Consider the following 16,710-nt stretch of genomic DNA (forward strand, 5'->3'; position numbering starts at 1 on the left):
ACCTCCGGCTGGGATTATGGCGCCTGCGGGCGCCGGATGGGGGAGAGGGAACGGGGCGAGGAATGGGACGCTGCATCGTCGGCAACGGCCCGGGCGCGACGAAGGATGACGCACTGCGTTTGCTATGGTTGCGGGCCGGTTTATTTTCAATCCTCGTTGTTCAAGTCACGTGTCATGGAGCACGACGCCAAATGAAGGCAAACAAGTGGTTCGCGAACCTCGCCCTGATCGCCGCGCTGGCCGCGCCGGCGCTGGCCGCCGCGCAGGGCCCGCGCGCGGTGCGCATGCAGGCCGAGATGAGCATGGTGCTGACCGGCAAGGTGCGCATCGCCGCCGGCGGCGCGGTCGAGGACGTCAGCGTCGACCGCGAAGGCGAGGTGCCGCAGCAGGTCGCCAAGTTGATCCGCCAGGCGGCGCCGCAATGGCGCTTCGAGCCGCTCGCCGCGGACGCGCCGGCCGTGTCCGCCGACATGCCGATGACGGTGCGGGTGGCGGTGCGGCGCGACCCGCAGCAGGGCGAGGACGTGTTCGTCATGCGCATCGTCAGCGCCACCTTCGACGCGCAAGGCCCGGGCGAAGCCCCGCGTTCGGGCAGCATGACGCCGCCGACCTATCCGATGCAGGCGGCGCTGGTCGGCATGCCGGCCACGGTGTACGTGGTCGCGCGGTTCGGCCGCGACGGCAAGGTCGCCGACGCGTTCGTCGAACAGGTCAACCTGCACAAGGTCGGCAGCGAGCAACAGATGGTGGGCTTCCGCAAGTCCTTCGCCGCCGCCAGCCTGGCCGCGGCCAAGCGCTGGAGCTTCGTGCCGCCGAGCCAGGGCAAGGCCGCGGCCGAGCACAACTGGCAGGTGCGGGTGCCGGTGGCTTTCATGCTCGCCGGCACGCAGGAACCGGCGTACGGGCAGTGGGACGTCTACGTGCCCGGCCCGCGCCAGCGCGCGCCGTGGGCGCAGCGCAGCGACGACATCGGCGTGGACGCGCTCGCCGGCAACGGGCCGCGTCTGGTCGGCCACGGCCGGCGCTTGATCGGCGGATTCGACGGCAACGGCTGAGCCGCCGCGCGCCGGTTTTCGCGGCGCTCGCGAAGCACCAAACGCCTCCCTTGCGGAGGCGTTTTTTTGTCTGCGATCGCGGTGTCGAAAAGCGGTTTTTCCAGTCGCGATCCCTGCGAACGCGAACGGCGAAAATTACGGGCGACAGCCGCACGGAAAGTGCCGGCTTTTTCGCAGGACGCCCGCGCCGCAACGGCCGATTCGACAAGGAGATCCGATGAAGATTTTGATTCTGTTCGCGACGTTGTTTCTGAGCGCCTGCGACCCGGCTATCGATCGCCCGCCGTTGCTGCAAACCGGTGCCGCCTCCGGCCGGATCGATTTGAGCCAGGCCGCACCGCGCGCGTCGGTGCCGGCAACCGCGGCGGTGTCGGCGCCGCGGATCCGCGGCTGACGGCCCGGCGCGACCGCTCCCGGTCGCGCGGCCTTCCCGGCCGGCGACGGCCGGGAGGCGCCCCCGTCAGCGACGGGCGGTAACGCTGAACGGGCAGACTGCCGGCCACGAAAGTCCCCACCCGTACGCCGACGAATTGCTGTCGTTCAGCTTCGGAGGCATGATGCGGGTTCGCCCGCCATCCCGGAGCTCCTCATCCCTAGTCGGGCTCGGCGACTCGTGAAGCAAATAGCACCGACATGGAGCCAGTGCCTATGAATGCCGCAGTCGATTCACTCACCCCCGCCGCAGACCCCGCATCACTCCCGCGCTGGTACGCCGGCCAGGGAGCCCCGCTGACCCAACCCGCCGCCTACACCGCACTGCTGCCCGCCGACGGCCAGTGGTCGCGGGAGATGGTGATGCGCGCCTTCGTCGCCGACGCGTTGCAGCGCAACGGCCTGGTGGTCGACGAGGACACCCTCGACGCCACCGTCGCCGCCGCGTCCGCGCCCGGCGGCGCGTTCGCCGACGCCGCTCCGGCATGGAAGCTGCAACCCGGCGAAAGCCGCGAAGGCCGGCCGGCGCCGCCGTTCCAGGGCTATTCGCTGGCGCTGCCGGCGGACGCGCAGGCGGCGCTGACCGCGTACGCCAAGACCTGGGCCGCGCAGCACGACCCGCATGCGCCCGGCAGCGAGGACGTTCCGCTCGACAAGCTCAAGACCCTGGCCGCCGCCGCCGGCAAGCCCGACATCCTGGAAACCCTGGAAGCGCTGGACGCGGCGATCAAGGCCGGCTCCACCGCGCAACAGGCCGGCAAGCCGCTCGACGCGGTCGCGCTGGCCTCGGTGCTGGAGTTCGCCACCCGCACCGGCCACGAACGCGAAGCGGCCAGGCTGCTGGAGCGCTACACCGCGGTCAAAGGCATCGCCACCGATGCGCGCGACCTCAGCCACCACGCCGGCCGCGTGTTCAACGGCCGCGATCCGGTCACCGGCAAGGCGCTGACCGCCGACGACCGGGTCAACTCCGCGTTCGACCTGCTCAGCGGCGGCTTCAAGCTCGCCGGCAACATCGGCAGCACCGCGTTGATGATGGGCGCGGGCAATTCCGGTCTGGTCGCCGGCCTGATCGGCGTCGCCCCGATCGGCGTGGCCGTGGTCGCGTTCGCCGCCGGCGCCTACCAACTGATCAAGCACATCCGCGAAGCCATCCTCAAGCCGCAGTGGGACGAGTTCCGCGAGCGTTTCCCGTTCGCCGAAGGCCTGGAACCCAAGCAGGCCATCAGCGGGGTGATGCGGCAGATCGCCGGCATGCCGACCGACGCCGGCAACGCGCTGTCGACCGCGACCCGCATCGTCGACGGCCTCGGCGAGAACCCCGAGACGCGCGCGCGTTTCCTGACCTTCCTCAAGCAGAAGGTGCAGCCCGAGTCGCTGGTCGACGCGCTGGCCAACGGCCAGGGCGACAAGCTGACCGCGCAGCAGGCGATGCTGTTGGCGCAGGCGGCCAAGAGTTCGTCCAAGGAATTCCTCGACCACGAACTCAGCGACGTCAAGCGCTACCTCAAGGACCGCGACGGCGAGCGCGAACGCGGCACCTACCTGATGATGGCGGCGCAGCGCGAAGCGGCCGAGCGCAACGACAACAAGCTCGGCGGCGCGATCGGCGAGGGACTGCGCGTCGCCGGCGTGCTGACCAGCGGCGCCAACGCGCTCAACGGCCAGTACCGCGACCTGCTCGACAAGCTCAAGGGCGTGGAACTGCCGAACAAGCTCGGCGAGCAGCAGCAGAAGAACCTGGCCGCGGCGCTGGTGCCGGCCGCGCGCGAGGCCGGGCTGAGCCAGGTCGATCATCTGATCCCGAGCAAGGACGGCAGCCGCGTGTTCGCGGTGCAGGGCGATCCGAACTCGCCGGACCGGCGCATGGTCGCGCTCGACGTGGCCAAGGGCGCGCAGCAGAGCATCGAGACCAGCAGCCAGCTGGCGGCGCATCAAGCCGCCAACGGCAACGGCCAGAACGCGCAGCAGACCCAAGGGCAGAGCGGTCGCGGGTTCTAGCCGCGGCGGGCGGCGCCGGGGCCGGTCGGGCCCGGCGCTTGCCGCTTCGGTGCGCCGGGTCGAACGTCGTTGTAACCGGCGCGATCCGGGCCGGATATCGGCAGATCGAGCGGGACAGACCAGGGGCAGGCGGATCGAGCGACTCGATCCGCGCCGGGTACGGTCGTATCGAACGGGCCCGCCGGCCCGATGCTTTTCGCTCCGGTCGCGTTGCGCGCGGCCGGGTCCGATCGGAGAGCATCGGGCCGGCGGGCTCGTTTTTTGGGATGCGGGCGTTGTGCCGTCATCGTCGACACATCGGCGGCTCAAGCCTGAAAGACGCGCATCAGTGGCTTCGACAGACGGCTCGACCGCAATGATCCGCGTCCCATCGAGAACGTCATCAATGACCCGCGTTCCGTCAAGAACGCCATCAATGATCCGCGTCCCGTCAAGAACGTCATCAGTGATCCGCCTCCCATCAAGAACGTCATCCCCGCGAAGGCGGGGATCCAGGGCTTCATCGCGACAGGGCTCTGAAGTCTCTGGATCCCCGCCTTCGCGGGGATGACGTTCTGGTGGGCACAGCCGTTCGTGTGGAATGACGTTCTGGTGGGCGCAGCCGTTCGTGTGGAATGACGCTCTGGTGGCGCGGCTGTTCGCGTGGGACGACGCTCTGGTGGGCGCAGCCGTTCGTGTGGGACGACGCTCTGGTGGGCGCAGCCGTTCGTGTGGGATGACGCTCCGGTGGGCGCGGCCGTTCGTGTGGAATGACGTTTTGGCGAACGCAGCCGCTCTTGTGGAAGGGCCCTCAGGCCCGACGCTCTCCGCTCACGCAGCCCGAATCCACCGCCTCACCGCAACCCCGCCGCCAACCCCGACGCGATCCGCCGCAACTTGTCCGGATTGCGCTGCGCATACACCCCGACGATGCGCTCGCCGTCGCTGTCGTACGACAACGCCGTTTCCAGCTCGCCGCCGAAGTAACGCAGCACGCCGAGCCGGCCGTTGATCGTCGCCAGCTCGATGCGCAGGCCGCGCTCGGGCCGCAACGTCGACGCGAACAGCAACTGGGCGATGCGCGCGCCGCCGACCATCGGTTCGACGAACGCGGTGACGATGCCGCCGCCGTCGCCGACCAGGGTCGCCGAATCGGCCATCAACGCGGTCATCGCGCGCAGGTCGCGGTGGTTCCAGGCTTCGACGAACCGCCGCATCAGCCGCTGGTGCGCCTGCGCCGGCACCCGGTAGCGCGGGCGTTCCTCGCGCAGCTGCGCCTTGGCCCGGTGTACGATCTGCCGGCACGCGGCCTCGCTCTTGTCCAGGGTGCGGGCGATGTCGGCGTAGTCGGCGTCGAACACCTCGCGCAGCAGGAACGCCGCGCGCGCTTCCGGCGCGAGCCGTTCCAGCACGGTCAGGAACGCGATCGACAGATCGCTGGCGGCTTCCTGCAATTGCTCCGGCGTGGCCGCCGCTTCGTCGGTCAGCACCGGCTCGGGCAGCCACAGGCCGACGTAGCGCGCGCGCTCGGCGCGCGCGCGGCGCAGGCGGTCGATCGAACGGCGGGTCGCGGCGACGACCAGCCAGGCCTCGGCGTCGTCGACCTGCGCGGGGCCGGCCTCGTTCCAGCCGAGCCAGACGTCCTGGACCACGTCCTCGGCCTCGGCCAGCGAGCCGAGCATGCGGTAGGCCACGCCGAGCAGGCGCGGGCGCAGGCGGGTGAAAACATCGAGAGCGGCGTCCATATCCCACAAGGTCGGATCGCGGAGCCCGATTGTGACGCAGCCCGCGCGCGCCGAACGCGGCGCGCGTCCGCTTGCGCGCCGGCCCGCGCTCAGGGCACCGGCATCAGCGCCGGCTTGCCCGCGTCCTTGAGCAGCACCACCACGAACTTGGCCGGCTTGTCGCGGCTGGCGTTGCGGCCGACGGTGTGGATGTCGCCGGGGCCTTCGTAAAAGCTCTCGCCGGCCTTGAGCGTGACCTCCTTGCCGCCGGCCACGCCCATCACGATCGCGCCCTCGATCACGTAGACGAAGGCGTGCGCATCGTGGCGGTGGACCGGGTCGGCGCCGCCGGGCGGGTATTCGACCGCCAGCATCAGCGCTTCCTTGCCCGGATAGTCGGGCAAGGCGCGGCTCATGACTTCGGTGACGACGGGGGGAGGCGCGTCGTGGCCGTGCGCCGGCGCGGCGCCGTGGGCGAATGCGGCGAGCGGGCACGCTGCGAGCGCGAGCGCGGCGAACAACGGGCGAATGTGCATCAGAAGTCTCCTGGGGCGGCGTTGGAGCGTGAGCGTCAGGGCGCGGCGTTCGCTGCGCGCCTCAAGCCGCGCGCAGCGACGCGCCGGCCCGCGCCGACGGACTCAGGCCAGATTGGCCTTGTCCAGACCGAAGGCCTTGTCCTGCCCGCCCGGCACCGGACGGAACGCGACGTTGATGCGGTTCCAGGCGTTGATCGTCATCACCGCATAGGTGAGGTCGATGATCTCCTGCTCCGAAAACTGCGTGCGCACGCGCTCGTAGAGTTCGTCCGGCACGCCCAGCGCCGGCAGCTGGGTCAATACTTCGGTCCAGGCCAGCGCGGCGCGCTCGCGCGCGGCGAACAGCGGCGATTCGCGCCACGAGGCCAGGTGATGCAGGCGCAGCGCGCGCTCGCCGCGGATCGTCGCTTCCTTGACGTGCATGTCCAGGCAGAACGCGCAGCCGTTGAGCTGCGAGGCGCGGATGTTGATCAGGTCGACGATCGACGTTTCGATCGTCGACTTCTTGATCGACAGGCTGAACTCGACGAACTTCTTGAAACGCTCGGGGGCTTGTTGCTGGTAATCCAGACGTTCGGTCATGACGGGGGCTCCGGGAGGAAGGGCCGCAGGCGCCGATGCCTGCGGTGGCGCCGGCAATCTAGGCCGCCGCGCGCGCGCCCGGTAGGCCGCCGCGCGGACCCGCGGTGTTGAGCGCGACGCACCAATCGCCGCGGCGGCGATGTCACAGGTCAACGCCGCGCTGCGACCTTGAGGCATGAACGCGCCAAACTCCCCGCCGCCTCGCCCGTTCGCGCCGGCCAACGCCGAACGCGTCTGGCGCGAATTCCTGCTCGCGCTGGACGCGCTGCCGCCCGGCGCGCGCGCCGCCTTGCTGCTGCATGCGCTGTTCCAGGCCAGCGCGGAAGACATCGCGCGGCTGATCGGCGAGCCGGCGCCGGCCTGCCGCGCGCACCTCGCCGATGCGCGCGCGCAGGCGCTGGCGCGGGTGGCCGAATGGCGCGGGAGCGCGACGCCATGAACGCGGCCGCGCCGATCGCGTTCGAACGCGCGGAGCCGGCCGCGGACGCGCTGTCGTCCGGATTCTCGGCCAGCTATGCCGGCGTGGTCGCGTTCATCGCCGTGGCCACCGAAGGCAGCTTCGCCCGCGCCGCCGACCGGCTCGGCATCGGCCGCTCGGCGGTCAGCCGCAGCGTGCAGAAACTGGAAGGGCAGGTCGGCGCGCGGCTGTTCTCGCGCACCACCCGCTCGACCTCGCTGACGCCCGAGGGCGAACTGTTCTTCGAGAACTGCCGGCCCGGCGTCGAGCGCATCCTGCAGGCGCTGGAAGACATGCGCGACCTGCGCGACGGGCCGCCGCGCGGGCAATTGCGCATCGGCGCCGCGCCGGGCTTCGGCCGCCGGGTGCTGGCGCCGCTGCTCGGCGAGTTCCGCCTGCGCCATCCCGGCATCGCGCTGGAATTGGCGCTGGACGAACGCACGCCCGATCTGGCCGTGGACCGGCTCGACTTGGTTTTCCGCGACGGCCGCCTCGACGACAGCCAGGTCATCGCCAAGCAACTTATCCCGATGCAGTGGCTGGTCTGCGCCTCGCCGGAGTACGCGCGCCGGCACGGGCTGCCGACCGCGGTCGCCGAACTCGAACGCCACGCCTGCCTCAACCGGCGCCTGCCGAACGGCCGCCTGCGCGCCTGGGAGTTCAAGCTCGACGGCCGCGCGCAGTCTCTGTCGCCGCCGGCCGAACTGACGTTCAACGACGACGAACTGCTGCTGCAAGCGGCGCTCGACGGACAGGGGCTGGCGCAACTGCCGGCCTATCTGGCCTGCGAGGCCGTGCGCGCCGGAACGCTGCTGCGCTGCCTCGGCGGTTACGCGCCCGACGACGGCGGCCATTACCTGTGCTACCTCAGCCGCCAGCAGCTGCCCAAGCGCGTGCGCGCGTTCATCGACTTCGTCACCGCGCGGGTGCGCGCGCTGGACCTCGACTGCGCGCTCGATCCCGACTGCGCCTGCGCCGGTGCGCCTGCGCACGTCCGCTGAAGCTGCGCCGCCCGAGCCGCACTGCGATTGGTGCGCACAGGGCAACACCGCGCGGCCGCGGCGATGGCTACTGCCGGTGCGCGCGGCTGCCTAGCATCGGCCCATCGTTCGCCGCCGCGCCTCGCCGCGGCCGCGCGCTTCGGCCATCCAAACGCACAGGTGCAGCATGAAATTCCTCGTCATCGGCGGTACCGGCCTGATCGGCAGCAAGACCGTGGCGCGCCTGCGCGCGAACGGGCACGAAGCGGTGCCCGCCGCGCCTTCGACCGGCGTGGACATCCTCAGCGGCGCCGGGCTCGACGCGGCGATGGCCGGCGCCGACGTGGTGATCGACCTGTCCAACTCGCCCTCGTTCGCCGACGAGGCGGTGCTGGCGTTCTTCCGCACCGCCGGCCGCACGATTCTCGCGGCCGAAGCGCGCGCCGGCGTGCGGCACCATCTGGCGCTGTCGGTGGTCGGCACGCAGAAACTGAGCGAGAGCGGCTACTTCCGCGCCAAGATCGCCCAGGAACAGCTGATCCGCGAGTCCGGCCGGCCCTACACCATCGTCCACTCGACCCAGTTCTTCGAATTCCTGCCCGGCATCGTCCAGTCCGGCGCCGACGGCGCGAGCGTGCGCCTGCCGCGCGCGCTGGTCCAGCCGATCGCCGCCGAAGACGTCGCCGACGCGGTCGCGCGTTGCGCGCAGCAGGCGCCGGTCAACGGCATCGTCGAGATCGCCGGCCCCGAGCGCGAACCGCTCGCGAATCTGGCGCAGCGTTTCATGCGCATCGTCCAGGACCCGCGCGTAGCGGTCGGCGACCCGCAGGCGCGTTACTTCGGCGCGCGGCTCGACGACGACACGCTGGTGCCGCAAGGGCAGGCCTGGCTCGGCGCGACGAATTTCGAGCGCTGGCTGGAGCAGTCCGAGTACGCGCGCTACGCCGCGCGGATCTGACCTTCGCCCCGCCGCTGCCTGGCCGTCGCGCGCGAGCGCGGCGGCGCAGCGTTCGCTCCCAGGATCGCGGCCATGTCCCCGCTGCAAGCCCCGCCCGCCAGCCTGCTGGACAAATACCGCGGCGACGCCGGCGTCGAGCTCTACACCGGGCGCGTCAGCGTGCGCGGCGGCGAAGCCGGGCATGCGCGCGCGTCCGGCGTGGTGCGTTCCGACGACGGCGCGCTGGCGGTGGAACTGCGCCTGCCGCCCGAACTCGGCGGCCCCGGCGGCGGCAGCAATCCCGAACAATTGCTGGCGGCCGGCTACGCCGCCTGTTTCCACGGCGCGCTGGTGTTGCTGGCGCAGCGCGCCGACGTGGTTTTGACGGAGGTCTGCGTCGACGCCGCGGTGACGTTCGCGCGCGATCCGATCGACGGCCTGTTCCTGCTCTCGGCCGAGATCCGCGTGTGTTTGCCGGGCCTGGATCGCGCGCTGGCGGCGGAACTGGTGCGCAATACCGAGCGCATTTGTCCTTACGCGAAGATGTTCCGGCAAGGCATCGATCACGTAGTCACGGTCGAATCGTGAGAGCCACCTGTAGGAGCGGCGCAAGCCGCGACCGCGAAACCTCGCTTGCGCCGCGAGCCCGAAGTCCCGCGGTCGCGACTCGCGTCGCTCCTACAGCCGGAATCGAAGCCGCGATGCGTGCCGGCCAAAACGATCCCGCAAACGAAAAAGCCCCCGCACTGAGCGGGGGCTTTTCCTGTCGAACCGAACCGATCCGGCTCAGCGCTTCATCGAACTGAAGAACTCGTCGTTCGACTTGGTCGTCTTCATCTTGTCGAGCAGGAACTCCATCGCGCCGATTTCGTCCATGCCGTGCAGCAGCTTGCGCAGGATCCAGATCTTCTGCAGCAGCTCCGGCTCGATCAGCAGGTCTTCGCGACGCGTGCCCGAACGGTTGATGTCGATCGCCGGGTACACGCGCTTTTCGGCGATGCGGCGGTTCAGGTGCACTTCCGAGTTGCCGGTGCCCTTGAACTCCTCGTAGATCACCTCGTCCATCTTGCTGCCGGTGTCGATCAGCGCGGTCGCGATGATCGTCAGCGAGCCGCCTTCCTCGACGTTGCGCGCGGCGCCGAAGAAGCGCTTGGGACGGTGCAGGGCGTTGGCGTCGACGCCGCCCGACAGCACCTTGCCGGAACTCGGCACGACGTTGTTGTAGGCGCGGGCCAGGCGGGTGATCGAGTCGAGCAGGATCACCACGTCCTTCTTGTGTTCGACCAGGCGCTTGGCGCGCTCGATCACCATCTCGGCGACCTGCACGTGGCGCGCGGCGGGTTCGTCGAAGGTCGAGGAGACCACTTCGCCGCGCACGGTGCGCTGCATTTCGGTCACTTCTTCCGGACGCTCGTCGACCAGCAGCACGATCAGGTGCACGTCGGGATGGTTGTGGGTGATCGCGGTGGCGACCTGCTGCATCATCATGGTCTTGCCGGCCTTCGGCGGCGAGACGATCAGCGCGCGCTGGCCTTTGCCTTGCGGCGCCATCAGGTCGAGGATGCGGCCGGTGATGTCTTCGGTCGAACCGTCGCCGCGCTCGAGCTTGAACTTGCGGCGCGGGAACAGCGGGGTCAGGTTCTCGAACAGGACCTTGTTCTTCGACGCTTCCAGCGGCTCGCCGTTGATGCTGTCGACCACCGACAGCGCGAAATAGCGTTCGCCGTCCTTGGGGAAGCGGATGCGGCCGGACAGATGGTCGCCGGTGCGCAGGTTGAAGCGGCGGATCTGGCTCGGCGAGATGTAGGTGTCGTCCGGTCCGGCCAGGTAGCTGGCCTCGGCCGCGCGCAGGAAGCCGAAGCCGTCGGGCAGGATTTCCAGCACGCCGTCGGCGGCGACGCCTTCGCCGTGGCGGGTCAGCACCTTGAGCAGGGCGAAGATCACGTCCTGCTTGCGCGCGCGGGCGACGCCTTCCTGGATGCTGAGCTGGTCGGCCAGGTCGAGCAGCTTCGGCGCCGGCATGCGCTTGAGGTCGCCGAGCGAGTACTGCGGGAAGCCCTCGGGCACCTGCGGGTGCGGACGCGGGACGAAGTTCTCGCCGTTGTCGCCGAAGTCTTCGCCGCCGTTGCCGCCGCGCGGCTGCTGGCGGTTGTTGCGGTCGCGTTCGCGGCGGTTGCGGAAGCGGTCGCGGCGGTTGTTGCCGCCGCGGTTGTTGTCGAAGCCGCCGTCGCGCTGCTGGCCCTGGTTCTGGCCTTGCTGCTGCGATTGCGGGTTGTTGGGCTGGCCGCCTTCGGCGGCGGCGTGGCCGTTGCTGTGGGGCGCGGCGGTCTCGGCGGCGCCGGAGGCGGCCGGAGCGGACTCGCCGGCGCTGGCGGCCGGAGCGGGCGTCTTGGGCTGGCGCGGGGCCGGCGCGGCGGCCGCGGCCGGCTCGCTGGCGGGCATCGGCGCGGGAATCAGGGGGCTGGCATCGGCGACGACGGCCGGAGCGGTTTCGGCGGCCTTGCTGGCGCGCGGCTTGCGCACGCGCTTCTCGGCGGTGTCGCCAGCGTCGGGGGTCTTATCGGACAAGCGGAGGTTCCTCGCTAAGCGGCGAGCGCTCGCATCGGGCGAGCGGGACGTCAGGGACGTGGGTTGATGTGATGAGTAGCTAGACGGGGTGCGGCGCTGGGGACGCGAAGTCCGACGCCGGGTACTGCGAAACTAGCACTGCTGCGGGGCTGCGGCAAGATTCCCCAATCCTGCCGTTCACCTGGACCGGCCGGCGTGCGCCGGGTCCGGCCAGGAGCGTCCGCGCCCGTGGCGGGCGCGAACGTCACGCGATCATGCGACGCGGCTCAGGCCGGCGCGTCAGATCGCCTTGTCGATCATCTGGGTCAGCAGGGTCTTGATGTTCGGCGGCGCGCCGAGCTGGGTCGAGTGGATCTGGCCGTCCTTGAACATCATCAGCATCGGAATGCTGCGGATGTTGTAGCGCACGCCGACCGCGGGATGTTCCTGCACGTCGACCTTGACGACCTTGGCGCGGCCTTCGTATTGCTCGGCCAGCTGCTCGACGATCGGGCCGATGGCCTTGCACGGGCCGCACCACGGCGCCCAGAAATCGACCAGGACGGGTTCGGACGACTGCAGCACGGTGGCATCGAAATCGCTAGCGCCAGCATGCAGAACTTTTTCGCTCACGGGGGTCTCCTGCGGGTGCCCAAACCATACGGTTAAGGCTAATTTGGAACGGAATGCCCGGGCGGGCCATGCCGGGCGGGGGCTTACGCTAAACTGGGGCGTTTCGTGGCGCCTTCAAGGCCCCTTCAAGGGCTGGGACACAGCGTATCGCGTCGCGCCACGGCCTCCTCGAACCGGTCTTTCCGATACATAAATCGGGTGCCGGCTCGGCCCCGGCAGTCTGCTTCGCCGACGCCACCCACGCAAGCGACACCCTACGGCGCCGAACCGGCGCGGATTCCGGAAACGCATGAGCGACAAGCCTTTAACCGATATCACGTTCTCCTCCTTCGACCTGCATCCGAGCTTGCTCGCGGGTCTGGAAGCGGCCGGGTTTTCCCGCTGCACCCCGATTCAGGCGCTGACCCTGCCGATCGCCCTGACCGGCCGCGACGTCGCCGGCCAGGCCCAGACCGGCACCGGCAAGACCCTGGCCTTCCTGGTCGCGGTCATCAACCGCCTGCTGACCCGCCCGGCCCTGGCCGAGCGCAAGCCCGAAGACCCGCGCGCCCTGATCCTGGCGCCGACCCGCGAACTGGCGATCCAGATCCACAAGGACGCGGTCAAATTCGGCTCCGAGCTGGGCCTGAAGTTCGCCCTGGTTTACGGCGGCGTCGACTACGACAAGCAGCGCGAGCTGCTGCAGAAGGGCGCCGACGTCATCATCGCCACGCCCGGGCGCCTGATCGACTACGTCAAGCAGCACAAGGTGGTGTCGCTGCACGCCTGCGAAGTGTGCGTGCTCGACGAAGCCGACCGCATGTTCGACCTGGGCTTCATCAAGGACATCCGCTTCCTGCTGCGGCGCATGCCGATCCGCACCGAGCGCCAGACCCTGTTGTTCTCGGCCACCCTGAGCCATCGCGTGCTCGAGCTGGCCTACGAGCACATGAACGAGCCCGAGAAGGTCGTGGTCGAGACCGAGTTCATCACCGCGGCCAAGGTCCGGCAGAAGGTCTATTTCCCGGCCGACGACGAGAAGATCCCGCTGCTGCTGGGCCTGCTGTCGCGCAGCGAGGGCGCGCGCACGATGGTGTTCGTCAACACCAAGGCCTTCGTCGAGCGCGTCGCGCGCGCGCTGGAGCGCGGCGGCTACCGGGTCGGCGTGCTGTCCGGCGACGTGCCGCAGAAGAAGCGCGAGTCGCTGCTCAACAAGTTCCAGAAGGGCCAGCTCGAGATCCTGGTCGCCACCGACGTGGCCGCGCGCGGCCTGCACATCGACGGCGTCAGCCACGTCTACAACTACGACCTGCCGTTCGACGCGGAAGACTACGTCCACCGCATCGGCCGCACCGCGCGCCTGGGCGCCGAGGGCGACGCGATCAGCTTCGCCTGCGAGCGCTATGCGATGAGCCTGCCGGACATCGAGGCCTACATCGAGCAGAAGCTGCCGACTTCGCCGGTCGACGCCGAACTGCTGGTGGCCCTGCCGCGTCCGCAGCGCGAGCTGCCGGCATCCGAGGACGGCGAAGAAGAAAGCGAGAGCATCGGCGCGATCTTCAAGGAAGCGCGCGAGCAGCGCGCGGCCGACGAACAGCGCCGCGGTGGCGGCGCTGGCGGCCGTGGCCGCAGCAGCGGCGGCGGGCGTAGCGGCGGTCCCGGCGGCCGCAGCGAAGGCCGTCGCGACGGCGCGCCGCGCAAGCCGCGCAGCGAAGAAGGCGCGGCCGCGACGGCCGGCGCCGAAGCCGGCGCGCCGCGTCCGCCGCGCAAGCCGCGCGTCGAAGGCGAGGCGGTGCCCGATGCCGCCAAGGTCGCCGCCGCTGTGGGCACGGGCGCGAGCCCGGCCGCCGAAGGCGAGCGCGCGCCGCGCAAGCGCCGCCGCCGTCGCGGCGGTCGCCGCATCGACGGTGCCGAGGGCACGGCGAATCCGGCGCAGGCCGCTCAGCCGGCGGCCGCGGCCGGCGGTCCCAAGGCGGTGCCCGCGAACAAGCCGGCCGCCAAGCCGGCCGCCGCCGCGCAGCCGGCCGCGCCGCAGGGTCAGCCGTCGCTGTTGAGCCGCATCAGCCGCAAGCTGAAGTCGCTGGTGGCGCGTCCGCCGCGTAGCCAGCACTAAGCGGGTCGGGCGAAGCGGCGCGCGCCGCTTCGCCGCGAGCCGGCGGTAAAGCGCCGGAACCGAAGCCCCTCCCACCACCGTCCCTGCATGCTCCGGGGCGGTGGTGGGAGGGGCTTTGTGCTTTTGTGGGAGGGCCTTCAGGCCCGATGCCTTCCGCTGCGATGTTTCGATAGCCGCTGAAACGAGAGCCTCGGGCCTGAAGGCCCTCCCACCGTCGGTTCCCGCGCCGGCGCTTATTGAGTGCGGCTGTAGAACACCGACCAGGTATTGGCCGCGGTCTCCGACAACTGGAATACATCCAGATCGCCGTCGCCGTCGATGTCCAGCAACTGATACTGGTTGCCGTAGCCCGGCGACGCCGGCCAGCCGACGCCGAAGGCGCCGCCCGCGTACGGCCAGACGCTGCCGACGCCGCCGCTGCCGGGTTCGAAGTGGCCGCGGCGGCCGCTGCCGCCGGCGTTGCACCAGATGGTCAGGCGCCAGTTGGCCGGGGTGCCGCCGAAGAACGGGAAGATCACGAAGCGGGCGTTGTTGAAGCCGGTGGATCCGGCCGGGCAGGCCAGCGTGGCGATGTTGATCGGCGCGTCGTACGACTCGGCGCGCGCGCCGTCGGCGTACAGCCCGGCGGCCGCGAGCGCGGCGCAGGCGAGCGAAAGCTTGAGCAGGTGCATGATCCGACTCCTTGGAAGCGTGATGAGGCCGTCCCGCCGGTGCGGGCGGCGCGGTTCGCTGCGGATGTCGGACTGAACGCTGGAACGAGTTCGGCGCGCGGCGCCGGCGGCCGCGCAACTGCCGGCCTGGGATGCCCGCGCGCGGCGGACGGACCGGTCTTGGATGGGGCGGCGCGGGCCGCAGCGCGAACATAGGCCAAACCCGCGGGTCGAAACGTGATGATTTCCGGCGATTCGCTCTGCGATACTTCCGCCATGACCGTCCTGCGCTTCGACAACGTCAGCAAACGCTACAGCAGCGGCCACGAGGCACTCAGCGAAGTCAGCTTCGAGGTCGCCGCCGGCGAGATGCTGTTCGTCACCGGCCATTCCGGCGCCGGCAAGAGCACCCTGCTCAAACTCATCCATCTCAGCGAGCGGCCCAGCCGCGGCGCGGTGGTGTTCGGCGACAAGAACCTGCTCAAGGTCAGCGGCCGCCGCATCGCCCTGCACCGGCGCGAGGTCGGCGTGGTGTTCCAGGACCACCGCCTGCTCGCCGACCGCAGCGTCGCCGACAACGTCGCCCTGCCGCTGCTGCTGCGCGGCCTGCGCCGCGGCGACATCGGCCGGCGCGTGCGCGCGGCGCTGGAAAAGGTCGGCCTCGGCGCGCGCGCGACCGCGCTGCCGGGCGAGCTGTCGGCCGGCGAACAACAGCGCGTGGGCATCGCCCGCGCGATCATCGGCGAGCCGCGCCTGCTGGTCGCCGACGAGCCCACCGGCAATCTCGATCCGACCTTGTCGGCGGAAATCATGGCCCTGTTCCGCTCGCTGCCCGAACGCGGCACCAGCGTGCTGGTCGCCAGCCACGACCTGGCCCTGGTCAAGCGCATGAAGAAGCGCGTGCTGGTGCTCAATCACGGCCGCCTGGTCGACGACATCGCTCCGGAGGATCTGGCCGAATGAGCGCGCAGGATTTTCGCGACGACCCGGCGCGCGCCGCCGAGGTCCGCCCCGCCGAACTGCGCGCCGAACGCGTCGAGCCCGCGGTCGGCGCGTCCTCGCAGTCGCGCCTGGGCATGTGGCTGGACCATCACCTCTACAGCCTCGTCGCCAGCGTCGGCCGTTTGCTGCGCAAGCCGTGGGCGGCGCTGCTGACCATCGGCGTGATGGCGGTGGCGCTGGCGCTGCCGCTGGGCCTGTGGGCGGCGCTGAACAACATCGAGCGGTTCGCCGGCGATGTGCAGCGTTCGCGCCAGATCAGCGTGTTCCTCAAGCCGCAGGTCAAGCTCGAGCGCGCCCGCGCGCTGGCCGACGAACTGCGCGCGCGGCCGGAAGTCGGCGGCGTGGAGCTGCGCACGCCCGAACAGGGGCTGGCCGAACTGCGCGAGAAAAGCGGCCTGGCCGAGGCGCTGACCGCGGTGGAAACCAATCCGCTGCCGAGCCTGCTGGTGGTGACGCCGAAGGGCGACGAACTGGCGCTGGCGCAGTCGCTGCAACAATTGGCCGAGGCCGACGTGGTCCAGCACGACGCCGGCTGGCGCCAGCGCCTCGACGGCTGGCTGCGCTTCGGCACCCGCCTGGCCTGGGTGCTGGCGGCGATGCTCGGCCTCGGCGCCTTGCTGGTGGTCGGCAACACCGTGCGCCTGGACATCCAGTCGCGGCGCGAGGAAATCGGCGTGCTGCAACAGCTCGGCGCCACCGACGGCTTCATCCGCCGCCCGTTCCTGTACCTGGGCGCCTGCTACGGCCTGGCCGCCGGCGCGGTCGCGCTGGCGCTGCTGACCGCGGCCGACCACAGCCTGCGCGAACCGCTCGGCGCGCTGGCGCAAAGCTACGGCAGCCGTTTCGCCCTGCAGGGCTTCGACCCGCTGCACGCGCTGGGGATCCTGGCCGGCGCCGCGGCGCTGGGCTGGATCGGCGCCGGCGTGGTGACCGGCCACTACCTGCGCCAGACCCGCGGCGGCCAGGGCTGACCGACAGTCTTCCCTGTAGGAGCGGCGCAAGCCGCGACCGCAGGGCAGCCGGTCGCGCCGCAGGCCAGGTTTCGCGGTCGCGGCTCGCGCCGCTCCTACAGGGAGCGGTCGCAACATCCTCGGCGAATCCGC

Annotated in this window: 16 protein-coding genes; 10 read left to right on the top strand and 6 right to left on the bottom strand. The window is 70.7% G+C overall.

Annotated features, from left to right (window positions below; translation table 11 throughout):
* The first annotated feature begins 191 nt into the window (after window positions 1-191).
* From JHW38_RS18475 to JHW38_RS18485, 3 genes are all read left to right on the top strand, one after another.
* Window positions 192-1,055 carry a protein tonB gene (locus JHW38_RS18475; protein WP_207522778.1) on the top strand — a complete coding sequence of 288 codons (864 nt, stop codon included), beginning with the start codon at window positions 192-194 and terminating at the stop codon, window positions 1,053-1,055.
* Between the two features lie 226 nt (window positions 1,056-1,281).
* A complete protein-coding gene (locus JHW38_RS18480) occupies window positions 1,282-1,449 on the top strand; it encodes a hypothetical protein (RefSeq protein ID WP_207522779.1) in 168 nt (55 codons plus the stop codon).
* A gap of 254 nt (window positions 1,450-1,703) precedes the next feature.
* On the top strand, window positions 1,704-3,488 hold the full coding sequence (locus tag JHW38_RS18485) for an XVIPCD domain-containing protein (RefSeq protein WP_207522780.1): 1,785 nt from the start codon (window positions 1,704-1,706) through the stop codon (window positions 3,486-3,488).
* An 833-nt stretch (window positions 3,489-4,321) separates the two neighbouring features.
* Here JHW38_RS18485 and JHW38_RS18490 read toward each other — a convergent pair.
* The 3 genes from JHW38_RS18490 to JHW38_RS18500 all read right to left on the bottom strand — a co-directional run bounded on the left by JHW38_RS18490 (window position 4,322) and on the right by JHW38_RS18500 (window position 6,309).
* A complete protein-coding gene (locus tag JHW38_RS18490; protein ID WP_207522781.1) occupies window positions 4,322-5,212 on the bottom strand; it encodes an RNA polymerase sigma-70 factor in 891 nt (296 codons plus the stop codon).
* Between the two features lie 89 nt (window positions 5,213-5,301).
* Complete coding sequence (locus JHW38_RS18495; protein WP_207522782.1) at window positions 5,302-5,727, bottom strand: cupin domain-containing protein; 426 nt, start codon at window positions 5,725-5,727, stop codon at window positions 5,302-5,304.
* A gap of 102 nt (window positions 5,728-5,829) precedes the next feature.
* The gene (locus JHW38_RS18500; RefSeq protein ID WP_207522783.1) at window positions 5,830-6,309 is read right to left on the bottom strand and encodes a carboxymuconolactone decarboxylase family protein; all 480 of its coding nucleotides are present in this window, start codon (window positions 6,307-6,309) and stop codon (window positions 5,830-5,832) included.
* A gap of 175 nt (window positions 6,310-6,484) precedes the next feature.
* On the opposite strand from JHW38_RS18500, the gene JHW38_RS18505 reads away from it, so the two are divergent.
* From JHW38_RS18505 to JHW38_RS18520, 4 genes are all read left to right on the top strand, one after another.
* Complete coding sequence (locus tag JHW38_RS18505; protein ID WP_207522784.1) at window positions 6,485-6,748, top strand: sigma factor-like helix-turn-helix DNA-binding protein; 264 nt, start codon at window positions 6,485-6,487, stop codon at window positions 6,746-6,748.
* Window positions 6,745-7,767, top strand: a complete 1,023-nt coding sequence (locus JHW38_RS18510) for a LysR family transcriptional regulator (RefSeq protein WP_207522785.1) — start codon at window positions 6,745-6,747, stop codon at window positions 7,765-7,767. Before JHW38_RS18505 ends, JHW38_RS18510 begins: the two co-directional genes overlap by 4 nt.
* Window positions 7,768-7,933: 166 nt before the next feature.
* Entirely contained in the window at window positions 7,934-8,704 is a 771-nt protein-coding gene (locus JHW38_RS18515) for an SDR family oxidoreductase (protein ID WP_207522786.1), read from the top strand.
* Window positions 8,705-8,776: 72 nt separating this feature from the next.
* Window positions 8,777-9,271 carry an Ohr family peroxiredoxin gene (locus JHW38_RS18520; RefSeq protein ID WP_207522787.1) on the top strand — a complete coding sequence of 165 codons (495 nt, stop codon included), beginning with the start codon at window positions 8,777-8,779 and terminating at the stop codon, window positions 9,269-9,271.
* Between the two features lie 198 nt (window positions 9,272-9,469).
* Here the strand turns inward: JHW38_RS18520 and rho are convergent, their stop codons facing one another.
* A complete protein-coding gene (gene rho / locus JHW38_RS18525) occupies window positions 9,470-11,251 on the bottom strand; it encodes a transcription termination factor Rho (protein ID WP_242690980.1) in 1,782 nt (593 codons plus the stop codon).
* 279 nt (window positions 11,252-11,530) lie between these two features.
* Window positions 11,531-11,863: a thioredoxin gene (gene trxA / locus JHW38_RS18530; RefSeq protein ID WP_207522788.1), complete on the bottom strand. Its 333-nt coding sequence runs from the start codon at window positions 11,861-11,863 to the stop codon at window positions 11,531-11,533.
* Window positions 11,864-12,152: 289 nt separating this feature from the next.
* On the opposite strand from trxA, the gene rhlB reads away from it, so the two are divergent.
* On the top strand, window positions 12,153-13,955 hold the full coding sequence (gene rhlB / locus JHW38_RS18535; RefSeq protein WP_207522789.1) for an ATP-dependent RNA helicase RhlB: 1,803 nt from the start codon (window positions 12,153-12,155) through the stop codon (window positions 13,953-13,955).
* A 233-nt stretch (window positions 13,956-14,188) separates the two neighbouring features.
* Here the strand turns inward: rhlB and JHW38_RS18540 are convergent, their stop codons facing one another.
* Window positions 14,189-14,626, bottom strand: coding sequence for a hypothetical protein (locus JHW38_RS18540; protein WP_207522790.1), 438 nt, complete (start codon window positions 14,624-14,626; stop codon window positions 14,189-14,191).
* A gap of 255 nt (window positions 14,627-14,881) precedes the next feature.
* Between JHW38_RS18540 and ftsE the strand changes: the two genes are divergently transcribed.
* Both ftsE and ftsX read left to right on the top strand, forming a co-directional pair.
* Complete coding sequence (gene ftsE, locus JHW38_RS18545; protein WP_207522791.1) at window positions 14,882-15,568, top strand: cell division ATP-binding protein FtsE; 687 nt, start codon at window positions 14,882-14,884, stop codon at window positions 15,566-15,568.
* Between the two features lie 113 nt (window positions 15,569-15,681).
* Window positions 15,682-16,578 carry a permease-like cell division protein FtsX gene (gene ftsX / locus JHW38_RS18550; RefSeq protein ID WP_242691419.1) on the top strand — a complete coding sequence of 299 codons (897 nt, stop codon included), beginning with the start codon at window positions 15,682-15,684 and terminating at the stop codon, window positions 16,576-16,578.
* Window positions 16,579-16,710 lie beyond the last annotated feature (132 nt).

The sequence above is a fragment of the Lysobacter enzymogenes genome, assembly GCF_017355525.1.
GTDB lineage: Bacteria > Pseudomonadota > Gammaproteobacteria > Xanthomonadales > Xanthomonadaceae > Lysobacter > Lysobacter enzymogenes_C.